Annotated in this window: 16 protein-coding genes; 14 read left to right on the forward strand and 2 right to left on the reverse strand. The window is 59.5% G+C overall.

The features are described 5' to 3' along the window. Positions 1-27 precede the first annotated feature (27 nt). From C1722_RS03560 to C1722_RS03590, 7 genes are all read left to right on the forward strand, one after another. Positions 28-234, forward strand: coding sequence for a 4Fe-4S binding protein (locus tag C1722_RS03560; protein WP_102378021.1), 207 nt, complete (start codon positions 28-30; stop codon positions 232-234). 2 nt (positions 235-236) lie between these two features. Continuing rightward, positions 237-1,301, forward strand: coding sequence for a 3-methyl-2-oxobutanoate dehydrogenase subunit VorB (locus C1722_RS03565; protein ID WP_102378022.1), 1,065 nt, complete (start codon positions 237-239; stop codon positions 1,299-1,301). Between the two features lie 4 nt (positions 1,302-1,305). Then, positions 1,306-2,133: a thiamine pyrophosphate-dependent enzyme gene (locus C1722_RS03570; protein ID WP_102378023.1), complete on the forward strand. Its 828-nt coding sequence runs from the start codon at positions 1,306-1,308 to the stop codon at positions 2,131-2,133. A gap of 2 nt (positions 2,134-2,135) precedes the next feature. After that, positions 2,136-2,672: a 2-oxoacid:ferredoxin oxidoreductase subunit gamma family protein gene (locus C1722_RS03575; protein WP_102378024.1), complete on the forward strand. Its 537-nt coding sequence runs from the start codon at positions 2,136-2,138 to the stop codon at positions 2,670-2,672. A gap of 9 nt (positions 2,673-2,681) precedes the next feature. After that, positions 2,682-3,233 carry a helix-turn-helix domain-containing protein gene (locus tag C1722_RS03580; protein ID WP_102378025.1) on the forward strand — a complete coding sequence of 184 codons (552 nt, stop codon included), beginning with the start codon at positions 2,682-2,684 and terminating at the stop codon, positions 3,231-3,233. 9 nt (positions 3,234-3,242) lie between these two features. Beyond that, positions 3,243-4,916 carry an AMP-binding protein gene (locus C1722_RS03585; RefSeq protein WP_102378026.1) on the forward strand — a complete coding sequence of 558 codons (1,674 nt, stop codon included), beginning with the start codon at positions 3,243-3,245 and terminating at the stop codon, positions 4,914-4,916. A gap of 223 nt (positions 4,917-5,139) precedes the next feature. Beyond that, positions 5,140-5,991, forward strand: coding sequence for an aldo/keto reductase (locus C1722_RS03590; RefSeq protein WP_102378027.1), 852 nt, complete (start codon positions 5,140-5,142; stop codon positions 5,989-5,991). A gap of 98 nt (positions 5,992-6,089) precedes the next feature. Here the strand turns inward: C1722_RS03590 and C1722_RS03595 are convergent, their stop codons facing one another. Beyond that, positions 6,090-6,644 carry a DUF3558 domain-containing protein gene (locus C1722_RS03595; RefSeq protein WP_102378028.1) on the reverse strand — a complete coding sequence of 185 codons (555 nt, stop codon included), beginning with the start codon at positions 6,642-6,644 and terminating at the stop codon, positions 6,090-6,092. Between the two features lie 286 nt (positions 6,645-6,930). Here C1722_RS03595 and C1722_RS03600 point away from each other — a divergent pair, with 286 nt between their 5' ends. The 4 genes from C1722_RS03600 (at position 6,931) to C1722_RS03615 (ending at position 11,692) form a co-directional block, all read left to right on the forward strand. Then, complete coding sequence (locus C1722_RS03600) at positions 6,931-7,350, forward strand: transcriptional regulator (RefSeq protein WP_102378029.1); 420 nt, start codon at positions 6,931-6,933, stop codon at positions 7,348-7,350. A 9-nt stretch (positions 7,351-7,359) separates the two neighbouring features. After that, on the forward strand, positions 7,360-8,673 hold the full coding sequence (locus C1722_RS03605) for a serine/threonine protein kinase (protein ID WP_102378030.1): 1,314 nt from the start codon (positions 7,360-7,362) through the stop codon (positions 8,671-8,673). 388 nt (positions 8,674-9,061) lie between these two features. After that, positions 9,062-10,153 carry a KamA family radical SAM protein gene (locus C1722_RS03610; RefSeq protein ID WP_219724272.1) on the forward strand — a complete coding sequence of 364 codons (1,092 nt, stop codon included), beginning with the start codon at positions 9,062-9,064 and terminating at the stop codon, positions 10,151-10,153. A 174-nt stretch (positions 10,154-10,327) separates the two neighbouring features. After that, positions 10,328-11,692: an APC family permease gene (locus C1722_RS03615; RefSeq protein WP_102378031.1), complete on the forward strand. Its 1,365-nt coding sequence runs from the start codon at positions 10,328-10,330 to the stop codon at positions 11,690-11,692. Here C1722_RS03615 and C1722_RS03620 read toward each other — a convergent pair. Further along, a complete protein-coding gene (locus tag C1722_RS03620; RefSeq protein ID WP_146040595.1) occupies positions 11,684-13,093 on the reverse strand; it encodes a GGDEF domain-containing protein in 1,410 nt (469 codons plus the stop codon). The two genes, C1722_RS03615 and C1722_RS03620, sit on opposite strands and share 9 nt — an antisense overlap. 439 nt (positions 13,094-13,532) lie before the next feature. On the opposite strand from C1722_RS03620, the gene pyrR reads away from it, so the two are divergent. Genes pyrR through C1722_RS03635 form a run of 3 tightly spaced genes read left to right on the forward strand, consistent with a single transcriptional unit; the run spans position 13,533 to position 16,343 of the window. After that, positions 13,533-14,120, forward strand: a complete 588-nt coding sequence (gene pyrR, locus C1722_RS03625) for a bifunctional pyr operon transcriptional regulator/uracil phosphoribosyltransferase PyrR (protein WP_102378033.1) — start codon at positions 13,533-13,535, stop codon at positions 14,118-14,120. A gap of 2 nt (positions 14,121-14,122) precedes the next feature. Then, positions 14,123-15,067, forward strand: coding sequence for an aspartate carbamoyltransferase catalytic subunit (locus C1722_RS03630; protein WP_102378034.1), 945 nt, complete (start codon positions 14,123-14,125; stop codon positions 15,065-15,067). Next, on the forward strand, positions 15,051-16,343 hold the full coding sequence (locus C1722_RS03635; protein ID WP_102378035.1) for a dihydroorotase: 1,293 nt from the start codon (positions 15,051-15,053) through the stop codon (positions 16,341-16,343). Before C1722_RS03630 ends, C1722_RS03635 begins: the two co-directional genes overlap by 17 nt. Positions 16,344-16,372 lie beyond the last annotated feature (29 nt).

Below are 16,372 nucleotides of genomic sequence, written 5' to 3' on the forward strand. Positions count from 1 at the left end.
TGCGTATTCAGACGAGGAAGGTTGACCATGCCGAGAATTATCGTAGACGATCATTTCTGCAAGGGGTGCGGCTTGTGCGTCGACGCATGCCCGGTGGACATAATCGAACTGGATTACAAGAAGATCACCGCGAAGGGATACCATCCTGCGTATCTGACCGATGAAGACAAATGCACCGGGTGCATGTCGTGCGCCACGATGTGCCCCGATGTTGCGATTACGGTGGTGAGGTAGCCATGGCTGAGAAAGTACTGATGAAAGGCAACGAGGTTTTGGCCGAAGCCGCCTTGCGCGCCGGATGCCGTTTCTTCTTCGGTTACCCGATCACCCCGCAAACCGAGCTGGCCGCCTACATGTCCAAGCGCATGCCGAAGGTGGGGGGAACCTACCTTCAGGCTGAAAGCGAGATCGCGGCCATCAACATGGTCTACGGTGCATCGGCGGCGGGCGCCCGCGTCATGACGTCGTCCTCTTCGCCGGGAATCTCGCTCAAGGGCGAGGGCATCTCCTATATGGCGGGCGCCGATCTGCCGGGCGTTATCGTGAACGTGCAGCGCGGCGGCCCGGGTCTCGGCGGCATTCAGCCCTCGCAGTCCGACTATTGGCAGGCGACGCGCGCGACTGGGCATGGCGACTTCCAGCTCATGGTATTCGCTCCCTCGACGGTGCAAGAGATGGCCGATTGTGCGTTCCTCGCATTCGAGAAGGCCGACGAATACCGCATGCCGGTGATGATTCTCGCCGACGGCATGCTCGGCCAGATGATGGAGCCGGTGGTTCTGCCCGAGCCGAAGGCCGATCTCCCCGACAAGCCGTGGGCGACGACCGGCCATCAAGGTAAGCGCGAGCACAATATCGTAAACTCGCTGTATCTGCAGGCCGCCGATCTCGAGCGCCTGAACAACGAGCGTTTCGAGCGCTATGAGAAGATCAAGCAGACCGAGCAGCGAGCCGAGCTCTTTATGACCGACGATGCCGATATCGTGATCGTCGCTTTCGGGGCGTCGGCCCGCATCGCGCGCAGCGCAGTCGTATCCGCCCGGGAGAATGGCATCAAAGCGGGTTTGATCAGGCCCATCACCCTATGGCCGTTTCCGACGGACGCGATCGAGGGCGTTATCCCCCATGCGAAGGCGCTTCTGAGCGTCGAGATGAACATGGGTCAGATGGTAGACGACGTGCGACTTGTTTCTGCGGGTCGTGTGCCCGTCGAGTTCTTCGGCCATGCGGGCGGCATCATCCCCACGCCCGCCGAAGTGCTCGCTCAGATTGAAAAGCTCAACGGAAAGGCAGGTGCTTAAAGCCATGGCAACCGAAGAAAAGGTCATCTTCGAGCGCCCCCATGCGCTCCTTCCCGTCATAACGAACTATTGCCCCGGATGTCCTCACGGCATCGTTCACCGCCTTGTCGCCGAATCGATCGACGAGCTGGGCGTTGAGGGCAAGACCGTCGGCGTGGCCCCCGTCGGGTGCTCGGTTACCGCAACCGACTTCTTCGGGTGCGATATGATCGAGGCCGCTCACGGCCGTGCGCCCGCGGTGGCAACCGCGGTCAAGCGCGTGCATCCCGACAACGTCGTGTTCGCCTATCAGGGCGACGGTGACCTGGCGAGCATCGGCATGGCCGAAACGATCCATGCGGCCACCCGCGGCGAGAACATTACCGTCATCTTCATCAACAACGCGATCTACGGCATGACCGGAGGCCAGATGGCCCCCACGAGCTTGCCGCATCAGGTCACGCAGACAAGCCCCTACGGGCGCGACGTGTCGACGGCGGGCTATCCCATTCGCGTGTCCGAACTGCTCTCGTCGCTCGACGGTGTTGCCTACATCGAACGCGTGACGGTTGACAGCCCCAAAAACGTGCGCAAAGCGAAGAAGGCCATTAAGAAGGCGTTTCAGAACCAGATCGACGGCGTGGGATATTCGCTTATCGAGGTCGTGTCGACTTGTCCCACCAACTGGGGCCTGACGCCGCAGGATGCCTTCACGTGGATGCGCGAGAACATGCTGCCGTACTATCCGCTCGGCGTGTACCGCGACGTGATCGCGGACGGCTTCGAAAGCGTTGCCGCTGCGGCTGCGCAGCGTGCGAAAGATTGTCCGATCGCCGCAGGTGAGGGGAGATAGCCATGGCCCAATCGTACAACATCGTGCTCGCAGGATTCGGCGGCCAGGGCATCCTGTTCGCGGGAAAGATCATCGCGACGGCAGGCCTCATCGACGATCGCGAGGTGTCGTGGCTCCCCTCATACGGCCCCGAGATGCGCGGCGGTACGGCGAATTGCAGCGTATGCCTCGCCGACGATCCCATCGGCAGCCCCCTTGTGGTGACCCCCGATACGCTCATTGTGATGAACCAGCCTTCGCTGGAGAAGTTCATCGACACCGTGGCCGACGGCGGCATTATCGTTGCCGATTCGACGCTTGTGCAGGACATTCCCGAACGCGAGGGCGTCAAGGTGTGCGCGATACCGGCAACCGAGATCGCCGAAAAGGCAGGCCTGAAGGGTCTTGCCAACGTCGTGTGCGTGGGCAAGCTCTTCAAGGAGACGGGTTTCTGCAGCGAGGAAACGCTCGAGGCGGCCATCGAGAAGTGCGTGCCTGCATCGAAGAAGGGCATGCTCGACAAGAACAAGCGCGCGATCGCGCTCGGAATGGAAGCATAAGGAGGCCGCATGGTCACGGAGTTTGCCGAAATCGGCTTGCGCATCAAAGGGTTGCGCGAAGCCTGCGACGTTACCCGCGAAGAAATGGCGCAGGAGCTGGGCGTGCCGCTCGACACCTACGTAAACTGGGAGGAAACCGGCGCCGATGTGCCGATTTCCGCCATCTACCACCTGGCCCATAAGTTCGGTGTCGAATTTACCGAGATACTCACCGGCACGGCGGCTAAGCTCAACAGCTACCACGTGGTGAGAAGCGGGGAAGGCCGCGAGGTCGATCGCTATCCCGGATACCACTTCGAGGATCTGGCTTGGCGCTACAGCGGAAAGATCATGCAGCCGTTGCTCGTCGTACTCGACCCGAGCGACGAGGCGGCAAAGCTCGTTTGCCACTCAGGTCAGGAGTTCAACCTTGTGCTCGAAGGCTGCGTGGTGGTTACCTGGGGCGATAAGGAGTTCGAGCTGTGCCCTGGCGATAGCATCTACTTCAACCCCGAATACCCGCATGGGCAGCGATGCGGTGGAGACGTGCCCGCAAAATTCGTTACGATAATCGCAGAATAGGATCGGCTCGTGAACTACATCTTAAACAAGTATTGCCCCCGCATCGACTTCGATTCGTACGAGGACTTCTTGGAGAACTTCAGGATCGATGTTCCCGCCGATTTCAACTTCGCCTACGACGTCGTCGACGAATGGGCGCGCGTCGAACCCGACAAGCGCGCACTTCTGTGGTGCGACGACAACGGCGAAGAGCGCGAATTCACGTTCACCGACATCTCGAAGCTCTCGAACAAAGCGGCGAATGCGTTTTGGAAGCTTGGCATCCGCAAAGGCGATGTCGTCATGGTCATCCTGCGCCGTCGCTGGGAGTACTGGATCACCGCCATGGCCCTGTGCAAGATCGGCGCGACGATCATCCCCGCATCGCTGCAACTGACGAAGAAGGACATCGAGTACCGTGCTGCGAGCGCGAACGTCAAGATGATGGTTTGCGTGAACGACGAGTACGTGTGCATGCAGGTCGAAGAGGCCCTTCCGAGCTCCCCGAGCATACAGGAGCGCATCGTGGTTGCCGGCGATCGCGACGGCTGGCGGCGCTTCACGACGCTCATCGAGGAGGAGTCCGACGAGTGGGAGCGCCCGTTAGGCGATGCGGCCACGACGGCCAAGGACATCATGCTCATCTACTTCACGAGCGGCACGACCGGGCTCGCGAAGGCCGTCTCGCACAACTTCGCGCACCCGCTCGGCCACATCATCACGGCGAAGTACTGGCAGCAGGTTCAGGAAGACAAGCTCCACATGAGCGTAACCGACAGCGGTTGGGCGAAATTCGGTTGGGGAAAGATCTACGGGCAGTGGATAGCGGGAGCGTCCATCTTCGCCTACGACATGGACAAGTTCGTTCCGACTCATCTGCTTCAGAAGATCCAGGATTACAAGCTCACCACGTTCTGCGCGCCGCCGACGATGTATAGGTTCATGCTGCAGGAGGATGTGGCGTCCTACGACCTTTCGTCGGTCGAGAACTTCGCAACGGCGGGCGAGCCGCTCAACGCCGAGGTGACGCTCGCCTGGGAGCGTTTGACGGGCAAGAAGATCCGCGAGGGATTCGGCCAGTCCGAAGGCCCGGTGCTGCTTGCGACGTTTCCGTGGATCGATCCGCGGCCCGGCTCGATGGGCAAGCCCTCGCCGCTTCTGAACATCAGGCTGCTCGACGCGGAAGGCAACGAGGTCGACGACGGGGAAGAGGGCGCTATCTGCGTGACGAAGCTCAAGCAGGCGTATCCTCCCGGGCTGTTCGTCGGCTACTACAAGGACGAAGAGCGCACGCAAGAGGCGGTCGGCGGCGACTTCTACAACCTGCACGACATGGCATGGCGCGACAGCGACGGGTATTACTACTTCGTGGGCCGCGATGACGACGTGATCAAGTGCAGCGGCTACCGCATCGGGCCTTTCGAAGTGGAGAGCGCGCTCGTCGAGCACGACGCGGTCATCGAATGCGCGGTCACGGCAGCGCCCGACCCGATTCGCGGCAAGGTCGTGAAGGCCACCGTCGTACTCGCGAAGGGCTGGGAGCCGTCTGACGAGCTCGTCAAGGAGCTGCAGGATCATGTGAAGCATACGACGGCACCCTACAAGTACCCGCGTATCGTGGAGTTCGTCGACGAGCTGCCCAAGACCATCGGCGGCAAGATCAAACGCAAGCTCATTCGCCAGAACGACGGCATCCACGACTAAGGTGCTGTCGATTGCGGGAGCAAACGGGGGAAGTAAAAAACGGGCGAGCCAACGGTTCGCCCGTTTTTTTTCATGCGTGAGATTGGGGTTCGAAGTCAGTCGCGCCAGAGTGCCAAAATAAACGGCCCTATGCAGATCGCGCTACAAACGCGTGACGGTTTCGCAGGGGCGGGCGGCGTGTGCCTATGATGAAGAGGAGCTTACTACCGAAGGGAGATTAACCATGAATGGCCCTCATGATACCTTTGTTTTGCGCAACGGATACGAGATACCCTGTTTGGGTTTCGGCACGTGGAAGATGCCCGAGGGGCAAGAAGCCATCGACGCCATCAACGTGGCGCTCGATGCGGGGTACCGCCATTTCGATACGGCGGCAGCCTACGGCAACGAAGAGAGCGTAGGGAAGGCCCTTAAGCAGTCGGGGATCGACCGCCGCGAACTTTTCGTCACCAGCAAGCTCTGGGCGAGCGATCGGGGCTACGAGAGCGCGCTTGCGGCGTTCGACGCGTCGCTGAAGAAGCTCGGCCTCGAGTACCTCGACCTCTACCTCATCCATTGGCCCGCAGCCAAAGGGCCCGACGAGGAATGGCAGAAGGAGAACGCCGATACGTGGCGCGCTCTCGAGAAGCTCTACAGCGAAGGCTATGTGCGCGCCATCGGTGTGAGCAATTTCAAGGCGCACCATCTCGAGCCGCTTATGAAGGCGAGCGAGATCGACCCGATGGTGAACCAGATCGAAATGCACCCCGGGTTTCCCCAGCAGGAAACGCGGAAGTTCTGCGATTTGAGCGGCATCCTCGTGGAAGCGTGGTCGCCGCTCGGCCAGGGGCGCGTGCTCGACGACGACCGGCTCGTGCAGATAGCGGTCAGCTACGATTGCACGGTAGCCCAGCTTTGCATTCGCTGGTGTTTGCAGAACGGCGCGGTGCCCCTGCCCAAATCGATTACGCCCGAGCGCATTCGCGAGAACGCAGATGTGTTCAGGTTCGATATCAGCGCCGACGACATGCGCAAGATCAGCGAACTCGAGCAGTTCGGCATGTCGGGCCTCGATCCCGACGAGGTTGATTTTTAAGAGCGAGCTGCTCGCCAAAGTCGAACTGCATCTTGCGGCGGCAACCGCAATGGGCCCCCGATTATCGGGGGCCCATTGCTTCCGGCGCTGCAAAGAGGTTATAGCGAAATCGGAAGTTTGACTTCGATCTTCTCCTTGAAATTGTCGAATGCGATGTAGTAGTCTCCGCTGCCCTCGTAGGGGATGTCGAGCGTCGCCTCGATGGTTGCACCAGGGCGCGCGTCGCCCGCGAAAGCGATATCGGCTTCCATAAAATAGCTCGATACGTCGTCGAGCTCGGTGCCGCTCGGGCCGAATGCTTTGTAGTAGAACATGTTGAGGCCCTTGGTCTCGTCCGAGTTGTTCGTGACGGAGATCGGTATCGCGGCAACCGTCGTTCCGTCGAGATCGCTGAACTGGTTCTCGAGCGTCGCAGCTTGAACGTCGGATCCGAATGTGATGGTGAGTCCGTCGAACTCGAACGGAACGTCAAACGTTATTTCGGCAGGCGCTTCGGGTTCGGCGACGGGTTCGCTCTTCGGGGCGCTCGATCCCGAAGAGTTTGCATCGCCGTCAGCGGGTTCCTTGTCGCCCGAAGACGAACAGCCGGCAAGGGCCAATGCCGTAATGCATACAGCTGCGCACAAGGCGATCAGTTTCGATTTTGCTTTCACGTGAGTTTCCTCTCTCTTGTTTGATCCGTTTGGGGATACGTGTCGATCATAGGGAAGCGGACGGTCTCATTCATTAGCTGGCAGCTAAGAAAAGGCAAGCGGATTTTAGGCGTTTTAGGAGGTGAGGCCATTAGCTGGCAGCTAATGAAAAGGGGTTAGGTTTTGTCTAGCATTGATAAATCTGGGCGATACTCTTCCCTTGAACGAAGCACGGCGATCGGACTCGTACCCAGAGGTCCGAATCGCTACAATGGAGCAACCGGTGATTCGCAAAAGAAAGCGACGTATGAAAGAACCTTTGACAGAAGAACTACTCCAAGAGCTGCTTGAGTCGTCCGATCCCCTCCGGTTCGCCGAGAAAAACAACATCGGCAAACGAAGCTTGCCCGAATACCTGCAGCAGCTTCTCGATGAGAAAGGGCTCGTGCGATCGGAGGTCGTGCGAAAGGCGAGCATCAACGAAACCTTTGGGTATCAGATATTCATGGGACAGAGAAACGCATCGCGAGACAAGATCCTCCAGCTTGCCTTCGCCATGGGCCTTACGCTCAAAGAGGCGAATCGCCTCCTGCAGGCGGCGGGGGCAAACGAGCTGTATTGTAAGAACAGGCGCGATGCGATCATCATCTTCTGCCTGGACAAGGGTTATTCGCTGCAAAAGACCGATGAGGAGCTTTACCGCTTCGGCGAAGAAACCATCTGCTAACATACTCGCATGACCTACGACGAGCTATCGGAACACCTGAATGCCCTGCAGCGCGATGATTGCTATCGTGTTGATACCGTTATGAAAGAGGGTCCGTACGAGAGAACCGAAAAGGTTTACTTCGTCGGAGCCAACGGGTCGGAGCAGGGTCCGTATGTGAGAAAGATCATCAAGGCGGAAAGCGGCCTCGGCTCGGCATACGAATGCATATTTCAGGCTCAGAAGAACGGCCGGAGATTCTCGTACCTTCCCCGGGTGGCCGAGTGCTACTCGACCGGATCGGACCGGGTCGTTGTCATGGAGTACGTGTACGGGGAAACGTTGCAGGATGTGGTATATCGGTGCGACCCCTCGGTTGCGCTGGCCGTCGACCTGTTTCCGAAGCTCTGCAAAGCGGTCGAAGAGCTTCATGCCGCGTTCAGCCCGCCCCTCATACATCGCGACCTGAAGCCTTCGAACGTCATGGTCTCACGCGACAGCTTGACGATCATCGACTTCGGGATCACGAGAACGTACAAAGATGGCGCCGATGCCGATACGAAGCATTTCGGAACGCGGGCGTACGCACCTCCCGAGCAGTTCGGCTTCGGGCAGACCGACGTGCGCAGCGACGTGTACGCGTTGGGGATGCTCTTGTACTTCTGCTTGACCGAGAAAACGCCCGATGCGAAAGCACGTGCCCATGCGTTCGCCGCTCCGGCGGTGCCCGAGGTGCTGAGGATGATCATCCAGAAAGCCGTCGAGCTCGATCCCGTCGATCGGTACCAAACGGTTGCGGAGCTGCTCGCGGCGTTCGACCGCGCTACGGCTGAACCCGCCTACGTTCTGAGCGGCGCGCGATACCGAAACGAAGCGAGCGGCTCGGCGGGTGCGGGGCATTTTCCGAGCGCTCCGGCAGCGCCCCAGAGTCCGCCGATCGCGTTTCCGGGATCGGTTCGGTCTTCCATGCCTCCTGGTGCCGGCGGATCGCATCTACGCCAAGCAGGCGGGCCTCTCTCCCGCATACCTGTGGGGTTGGGAATCGCTTGGGATATCGTGGTGCTGTTCGTACTGTGCATTTTTCTCGCAGCTACCGTCGGGCTGATCGCATCGCCTGATCCGACGGCGGTATACGCAGGGTATCCGCTGGCCAAGCGGATTGTTTTGTACGGTAGCCTGTTCGTTTTCTTCTTCGTTCCGCTCGCGTACTTCGTTTCCGATAGACGGCCTCTTAAGAAGATGGTTCCCGCTTTGGGAAAGCTTACGGTTCCCAAAGACGCCTTGATCCTTCTCGGCGGTTTTGCGCTTGCGGTTATCATCATCGTCGCCTGCACGGCTCTGTGATCGGCTCTCGATTGTCGGGTTTTGCATTATTGTTGACGTGGGCAATAAGCCGTTGCATGGTTTGGGATTTGAAACCTATTTTTAAGGTTTGTGCAGACAGTTGCGTAATTTTATAGCATTTGCCTGGCGAAAAACCGCCAAATAACAGTATTGTGTTACCATAGCTATTCGAAGTCTAGTTCATTTTTATCCGAGGAGCATAGAGCGATATGGCCCTCGGTCCGCAGGCGCCGCCCCGCGCGTGGATGGCTGTCGCATCGGGCGACAGCGGGGCAAACATCCGCAACCACATCGGTGGTACACCGCATAACGGTCTTGTGCGCACACATTGACGGGCGACCTGCCGTGCTGCTTCAAGCAGCGCGAAGCGAGGCAAAGGAGATGCATTTTGAAGTGGAAGAACGAGATGAGGGAATGCGTTAGGACGCTTGAGGATCTGGAAGAGTTCGTCTGTTACGACGATTCGGAACGGGCGAGGGTAGCCGAGATCCTCGAAAGGGCTCCCATGGCGGTTCCCCGGTACTATCTCTCGCTCATCGACTTCGACGATCCGGAAGATCCGATCAGGAAGCTCGCGATTCCATCGCTTCTCGAAGCGGATCCTTCCGGCAGTCTCGACACGTCGGGCGAAGCGGATAACACGGTGGTCAACGGCCTTCAGCACAAGTACCGCGAGACGGCGATGATGCTCTCGACCAACGAATGCGCCATGTATTGCCGCCATTGTTTCAGGAAGCGCCTCGTCGGCCTTCCGGACGAGGGCATCGCCCGCGATCTCGAAGCGATCGGCGCGTACCTGAGCGAGCACGACGAGATCACCAACGTGCTTGTCAGCGGCGGGGACGCCCTGCTCAACTCAAACGAGCGCATCGCCGCCATCCTCGATACGCTGACCGCCATTCCTCATCTCGATTTCATCCGCATCGCGACGCGCGTTCCCGTTACGCTTCCGTCACGCATCACCTCGGACGGGGCCCTGCTCGACGTACTCGGGCGGGCGCGGGAAAAAAAGCAGCTGTTCATGGTGACCCAATTCGATCATCCGCGCGAAGTGACGCCCGAAGCGGCCGCCTCCGTGCGCGCTGTGCTCGACCTCGGTATCCCGGTACGAAACCAGACGGTGCTGCTCCGCGGCGTCAACGACGATCCCGAGGTGCTCGGAAGCCTGCTCCAGAAGCTGACGTCCATCGGCGCCGAACCGTACTACGTGTTCCAATGCCGCCCCGTCACGGGCGTGAAGAACCAATTCCAGGTTCCCCTGAAGGAGGGCTGCCGCATCGTCGAGGGTGCGAAGGCGATGCAGAACGGCATCGGGAAGTCGTTTCGGTACTGCATGTCCCATGTGACGGGAAAGATCGAGATCCTCGGCGAGCTCGGCGACGGGTCGATGGTGTTCAAGTACCACGAAGCCAAGGACCGCAGAAACCTCGGGCGGGTGTTCGCTCGCGAGGTTGCGGACGACCAAGCGTGGTTTGAATAGGACGGGACGAAGGCCGGCGATTCCCGCGAGCGTTTATCCAAGAACCTACAAAACAATAACGGCTTAACAAGCAATGCGTGACATCGCTCGATTGCCGCTTTCCCGAGAGGTACAGTAAGCACGGGCAAGCCACCGAGACTGCGAAAGGCTCTGCCGCAGTAGGAGGCTGGTGCTATGAAAACCAAGACGTTGGAAAAAGCGAGCGGCGGGCAAGCGGGCAAACCCAAGCTCAGGCAGATCATGTCGGTTCCCGATATGGTTGTGTACGGACTCATTTTCATGGTCCCCATTGCCCCGTTCGGCATTTACGGCGGCATTTTCACCGAGTCGGGAGGCATGCCCACGCTTGTCTATATCGTCGGCACCTGCGCTATGGCGTTTACGGCGCTTTCGTATGCCTCGCTGGGAAGGGAATACCCTGTTTCGGGCTCGGTTTACGCATATGCAAGCAGGGCGATCGGGCCTGCGGTGGGTTTTCTGACGGGGTGGGCGCTGATGCTCGATTACATCTTAAGCCCCGTGCTGCTCTACGTGGTGTCGTCGACGGCGCTTCACGGCATCGTCCCCGAAGTTCCCGCATGGGCCTTCGGCATCGTCTTCGTGGTCGCGAACACGTTGGTGAACGTACGCGGCATAGAGACGGCGTCGATGGTGAACCGCATCGCGCTGGTGCTTGAGATACTCTGCCTTGCCGTGTTCGCGGTCCTCGGAGTTCATTGGATCATGACCGACCCGTCTTCGAAGGGATTTTCGCTCGACCCGGTGTTCAACGCGTCGACGTTCGATCCGAACCTCGTCATGAGCGCCGTGTCTTTGGGCGTGCTCTCGTTTCTCGGATTCGATGGTATCGCAACGCTCGCCGAAGAAGCGAAGGATGCACGCAGGGGTCCCGGCCGCGCGATGATGGTGTCGCTTGCGATCGTGGGCACCCTGTTCGCGGTGCAGACCTACATTGCCGGATGCATCAGCCCCGATGGCGCGGCGTTTGCCCATGATACGGATAATGCGTTTTACATCGTAGCGGGCATTGCGGGAGGAAAGGCGCTTTCGATTACCTGCGCGCTGGCGACCGCTCTCTCGTGGGGCATCTTTACCGCGTTGGCCGCGCAGACGGCCATTTCGCGGATTTTGTTCGCCATGGGGCGCGACGGCAATCTGCCTCGCGTGCTCTCGAAGATTCATCCTAAGTATAAAACGCCCTACGTGGCGACGCTGTTCGTGGGCGCGGTATCGCTCGTGCTCGTTCTCGCGTTGGGAAGGTTCGGCACCGATACGATATCGCTGTTCGTGAACTTCGGGGCGCTCACGGCCTTTCTGGTACTGCATGTAACCGTCATCTGGCATTTCTTCATCAAAAAGCGCGACGGAAAGGTATTCGCGCATCTGATATCGCCGCTGATCGGCTTTGCTGTAATCGCTTATACGTGGGTGAGTTTGAGCATGCCGGCGAAGCTGCTCGGCATTTCATGGGTGGCGATCGGCATCGTCTACTATCTGGTCATGCGCAAGGTGCTGAAGAGGGAGGTGACGTTAGCGTGATTGCTTTCGTTGCTCCTTGTCGCGGTACATAGCCTCGTCTGCTTTGTCTAAAAGCTGCCAATAGCTCGTACCGTCTTCGGGGTAGTGAGCTATACCGACGCTTCCTTTGCAGGCGATCTCCTTATCGTTGAGGACGAACGGTCGTCCGAGTGTTCCGAGGATGGCTTCGCGGTATTCGCACGCGCGAGTTGGCGACGTGTTCTCGAATAGGAATATGAACTCGTCGCCTCCGTACCGGTAGCAGCGGTCGGCGGTGAGCGCGTTTTCCAGGAACATATCTGCAACGTGCTTGAGCAGGTAATCGCCCCCGTTGTGTCCGTAGACATCGTTAACTTGTTTGAATCCGTCGAGATCCATGAACATGATGGCTATGCCTTCATCGCGCGCTTGGGCGTTGGAGAGAGCGTTTTCCATGTCTTCTTCGAATTTTCTGCGATTGGGCATTCCTGTCAGCATGTCGCAGTACGCCATGCGCTTGATGAGCAGCTCGTTGTTTTTTGCCTCGTTGATGTCGGTGCTTGAAATGACATGGGCGAGTCTGCCGTCCGTCCACGTAAACGCCGTGCTGATAACGCGAAACCATTTTCCGTCGAAAGGGCGTTGGTAATCCCACGAGTACGTTTTGCTCGGGTTTCCCTGTTCGTCGATCAGATGCTTTTTCGGGCAATACGTGCATTCGTCGCTTTGCCCGCTGTAGAGCGCTTCGAAGCAGGTTTTGCCCCGCATGTTCTCCCATCCTCCGTAGGGCTTCGCCATGGACTTGTTGGCGTAGAGCATTTCGTGCGTGTCGAAGTCGTTTACGTAGATGTCGAACCCGATGTGGTCCATGATGCTTTCGAGCGTTGTGACAGCGTAGCCGAGCTTACGTTTGTAAACGCGCAGCCGAGCTCGTTCCGCGAGCGGCTTGAAAAGCATGTTCGCCTGATCGAGCTCGTCATCTTCAGGCGGTTCGTGACGTCGCGTGTCCGCCATCCCCACGCACGCGACGATCGCTTGGACGTCGTCGCTGATGAACACGATGAACATGCTTTCCGAGGCGAATAGCTCCCTTATACGGCAGGTTGTGTCGGTTTCGGCGGAACCGGGCGCGTCGGTGTAGAGAACGGGAAAATCGACGAGTTGAGCTGTCTGGTCGGCTGTAAACACCGAGTCGAGCGTGAAGCTTTCCGGCAGGTTCGTGCGGCCGGAGGTGCTGGCACTCTCCTGAAGCGTGAGGCGTCCCGATGGCTCGTGTTCGTAAACGAATGCGCTGTCGAAGCCGAAGTGATCTCTGATGTCGGCAAGCACGGTAGACAAAGCGGCACTGTCGATGTTCTCGTCTGCCACCTGAACGACGCGTACCAGCAGCTGATAGAACGCAGGCGAGCTGTTGGCTGGGGGAGCGCTTCTTCTTTGAATCATCGGCATCGCCTTGTCGATCACGGGAATAACGTCGGACGAGCAGGTGGTTGACTGTCCGATTGATTGAATGCGTTGACTGTATCACGAGGTGATCGCCTTCGCAAGATCGCGGCGGGCAGTAGCCGTCGCGGCTTTGCCTGCCGTGTTCTATTCGATCGCTCTGCATATTTTTCCGAGAAACTTGCATAAAGGGGTTACAAAGCAAGTCGAAAGCGCATATACTGCGCTGCAGTCCTTTAAAAGCGGTACAGAGAGACCGACAAGGCTTGCAAGCTGCACCTACCCACATACGCAGTCAGCAACTCGGAAGCCTTTGTCTGTTGCAAAGGCGTTTTTTTGCCTCGGCACAGGCAGGCGAGAAGCCTCGCGGCTAGGGCGGGGATTCGACGAGAGCCACCTGGTCCGTCTGTACGCACTCGAAGAAAGAAAAGGAGTGTGTATGAACGACAACGACAACGTCAAATCCGTGTGCATGGATGCGGAGGAGATCGAGCGATCGCTTACGCGCATCGCGCATCAGATCCTCGAGCACAACAGGGGAGCGGGCAACATCGCGATCGTGGGCATCGTGACTCGCGGCGATCTTCTCGCCAAGAAGCTCGCCGAGAAGATCGAGGAGATCGAGGGCGCGAAGGTGCCGCTCGGAAAGCTCGACATCAGCTTCTACCGCGATGACTTCCTGACTCACCTTTCCCCCGAAGTGCACGCAACCGACATCCTATTCAACATCGACGGCAAGGACATCATCCTCGTTGACGACGTCCTCTATACCGGCCGTACGATCCGCGCGGCGCTCGACGCCATTATGGACCTCGGTCGCCCGGCAACCGTTCAGCTCGCCGTGCTCGTCGACCGCGGTCACCGCGAGCTGCCGATCCGCGCCGATTTCGTCGGCAAGAACGTTCCCTCGTCGTCCGATGAGAACGTGCGTCTGTTCCTCGAGGAAGTCGACGGCGTGTCGGCTGTCGAAATACTGGATATCGAGGCGGGCGGCCGCGCGGGTTCCGCACCGCTGGGAGGTGAATAACCGTGGCGTTCAACCATAGGCATCTTATCGACATCACGGAGTATTCCGCCGATGACATCATGCTCGTCCTCGAAACCGCCGTGAAGTTCCGCGAGGTCAACGAGCGAAAGATTAAAAAGGTCCCCACGCTCAAGGGCTTCACGGTCGTGAACATGTTCAACGAGCCTTCCACCCGCACGCGCTCGTCGTTCGAGATCGCCGAGAAGCGCCTTTCGTGCGACAGCCTGAACTTCGGCGGATCGTCCACCTCGGCGGTCAAGGGCGAGAGCCTCGTCGACACGGTGGAGACGCTCTGCTCCTACAAGATCGACATGGTCATCGTGCGCGATAAGCATGCGGGCGTGCCGCGGCTCATCGCCGACGTGTCGGGCGCGCACGTGATCGACGCGGGCGACGGCAAGCACCAGCATCCCACCCAGGCGCTTTTGGACCTGTACTCCACCTGGGCGAAGAAGGGCGATCTTGCCGGTCTCAAGGTTGGCGTCGTAGGCGATATCGGGCATTCGCGCGTGTGCGGATCGCTCATCCCCGCGCTCAAGATCATGGGCTGCGAGGTGACCGTCATCGCTCCTCCTACGCTCATGCCCGCACGCCCCGACGTGCTCGGTGCGGATCATGTGACCTCTAACCTCGATGAGGCGTTGCCCGAGCTCGACGTGGTCTACATGCTGCGCATCCAACGCGAACGCCTCGAAGGCGCGCCGTATCCGAGCCTGCGCGAGTACAACCAGCTCTTCGGCCTCACCAAGGACCGCGAGCCGCTCATGAAGCCCGACGCGCTCATCTGCCATCCGGGCCCGATCAACCGCGGCGTAGAGCTCGACAGCTACATGGCCGACCATCCGAACCGGTCGGTTATCCTCGATCAGGTCTACGCGGGCATTCTCACCCGCATGGCCGAGATGTATCTACTTCTGGGAGGGAGCGAAGATGGCCTTACTGCTTAAGAACGCCCATGTGATCGACCCGCAGGTCGGGTTGAACGAAGTTGCCGATATCGCGATCCGCGACGGGAAGATCGTCGAGGTCGGCCAAGGCCTGTCCATCGAGAAGGGTGTCGAGAAGGATCTGGCGGGCAAAATCGTCGTCCCGGGCCTGGTCGATATGCACGTTCATCTGCGCGAGCCCGGATTCGAGCAGAAAGAGGACATCGCGAGCGGCACGAGGGCTGCGGCCCATGGCGGGTTCACGGCAGTCTGCTGCATGCCCAATACGAAGCCCGTGACCGACAACGCGACCGCCGTCGAGTTCATCCAGGCGCGCGCAAGCGCGGTCGGAAAATGCCGCGTACACGTGGCGGGCGCCTGCAGCCAGGGGCTCAAAGGGGAGACGCTCTCCGAGATGGGCGATATGGTGGCGCACGGCGCCGTCGCCTTCACCGACGACGGCCGCGGCGTGCAGGACGCGGGCATGATGCGCCGCGTTATGGATTACGGCAGCATGTTCGACCGTGTGATCATGAGCCACTGCCAGGACGAGGCCCTTGTCGGCGACGGCCAGGTGAACGAGGGCATCGCCTCCACGCGCCTCGGCATGCTCGGTTGGCCCGCCGAGGGCGAGGAACTCCAGATCGCCCGCGACATCGCGCTCTGCCGTCTGACGGGCTGCCCGCTGCACATCCAGCACCTGACCACGGCTCGGGGCCTCGACCTGGTGCGCGCCGCGAAAGAGGAGGGCCTGCCGGTTACCTGCGAGGTGACGCCGCATCATCTCTTCTTGAACGAATGGTCCATCGGCGACGATTACAACACCTTCCTCAAGGTGAACCCGCCGCTGCGCACGCCCGAGGATTGCAACGCGCTTATCGACGGCGTAGTCGACGGCACCGTCGACGCCATCGTTACCGACCATGCGCCGCATACTGCTTGGGAGAAGAACTGCGAGTTCGAGATCGCGCCGTTCGGCATGATCGGCCTCGAGACTTCGCTTGCGCTCGTGCTGACGAACCTCGTGGATCCCGGGCATCTTTCTTGGGAGCGCGCCATCGAGCTTATGAGCGTGAACCCGCGGGCGATCCTGCGCGTCGAGCGCGTGGCGATCGAGCCTGGGAGCACGGCCGACCTGACGGTCATCGATCCCGAGGTCGAATGGACGGTGGACGCTGCGGACTTCCTCTCGAAAGCCACCAATTCCGGATTCATCGGCGAAGAACTCAAAGGGCGTGCGACCGACGTGTTCGTGGGCGGCTACGCAACCCTGGAAGACGGTGCAATCGCCGAATAAGAGGCCTGAGCCTGATTTTTGCAACGGGT

The organism is Raoultibacter timonensis, assembly GCF_900240215.1.
GTDB lineage: Bacteria > Actinomycetota > Coriobacteriia > Coriobacteriales > Eggerthellaceae > Raoultibacter > Raoultibacter timonensis.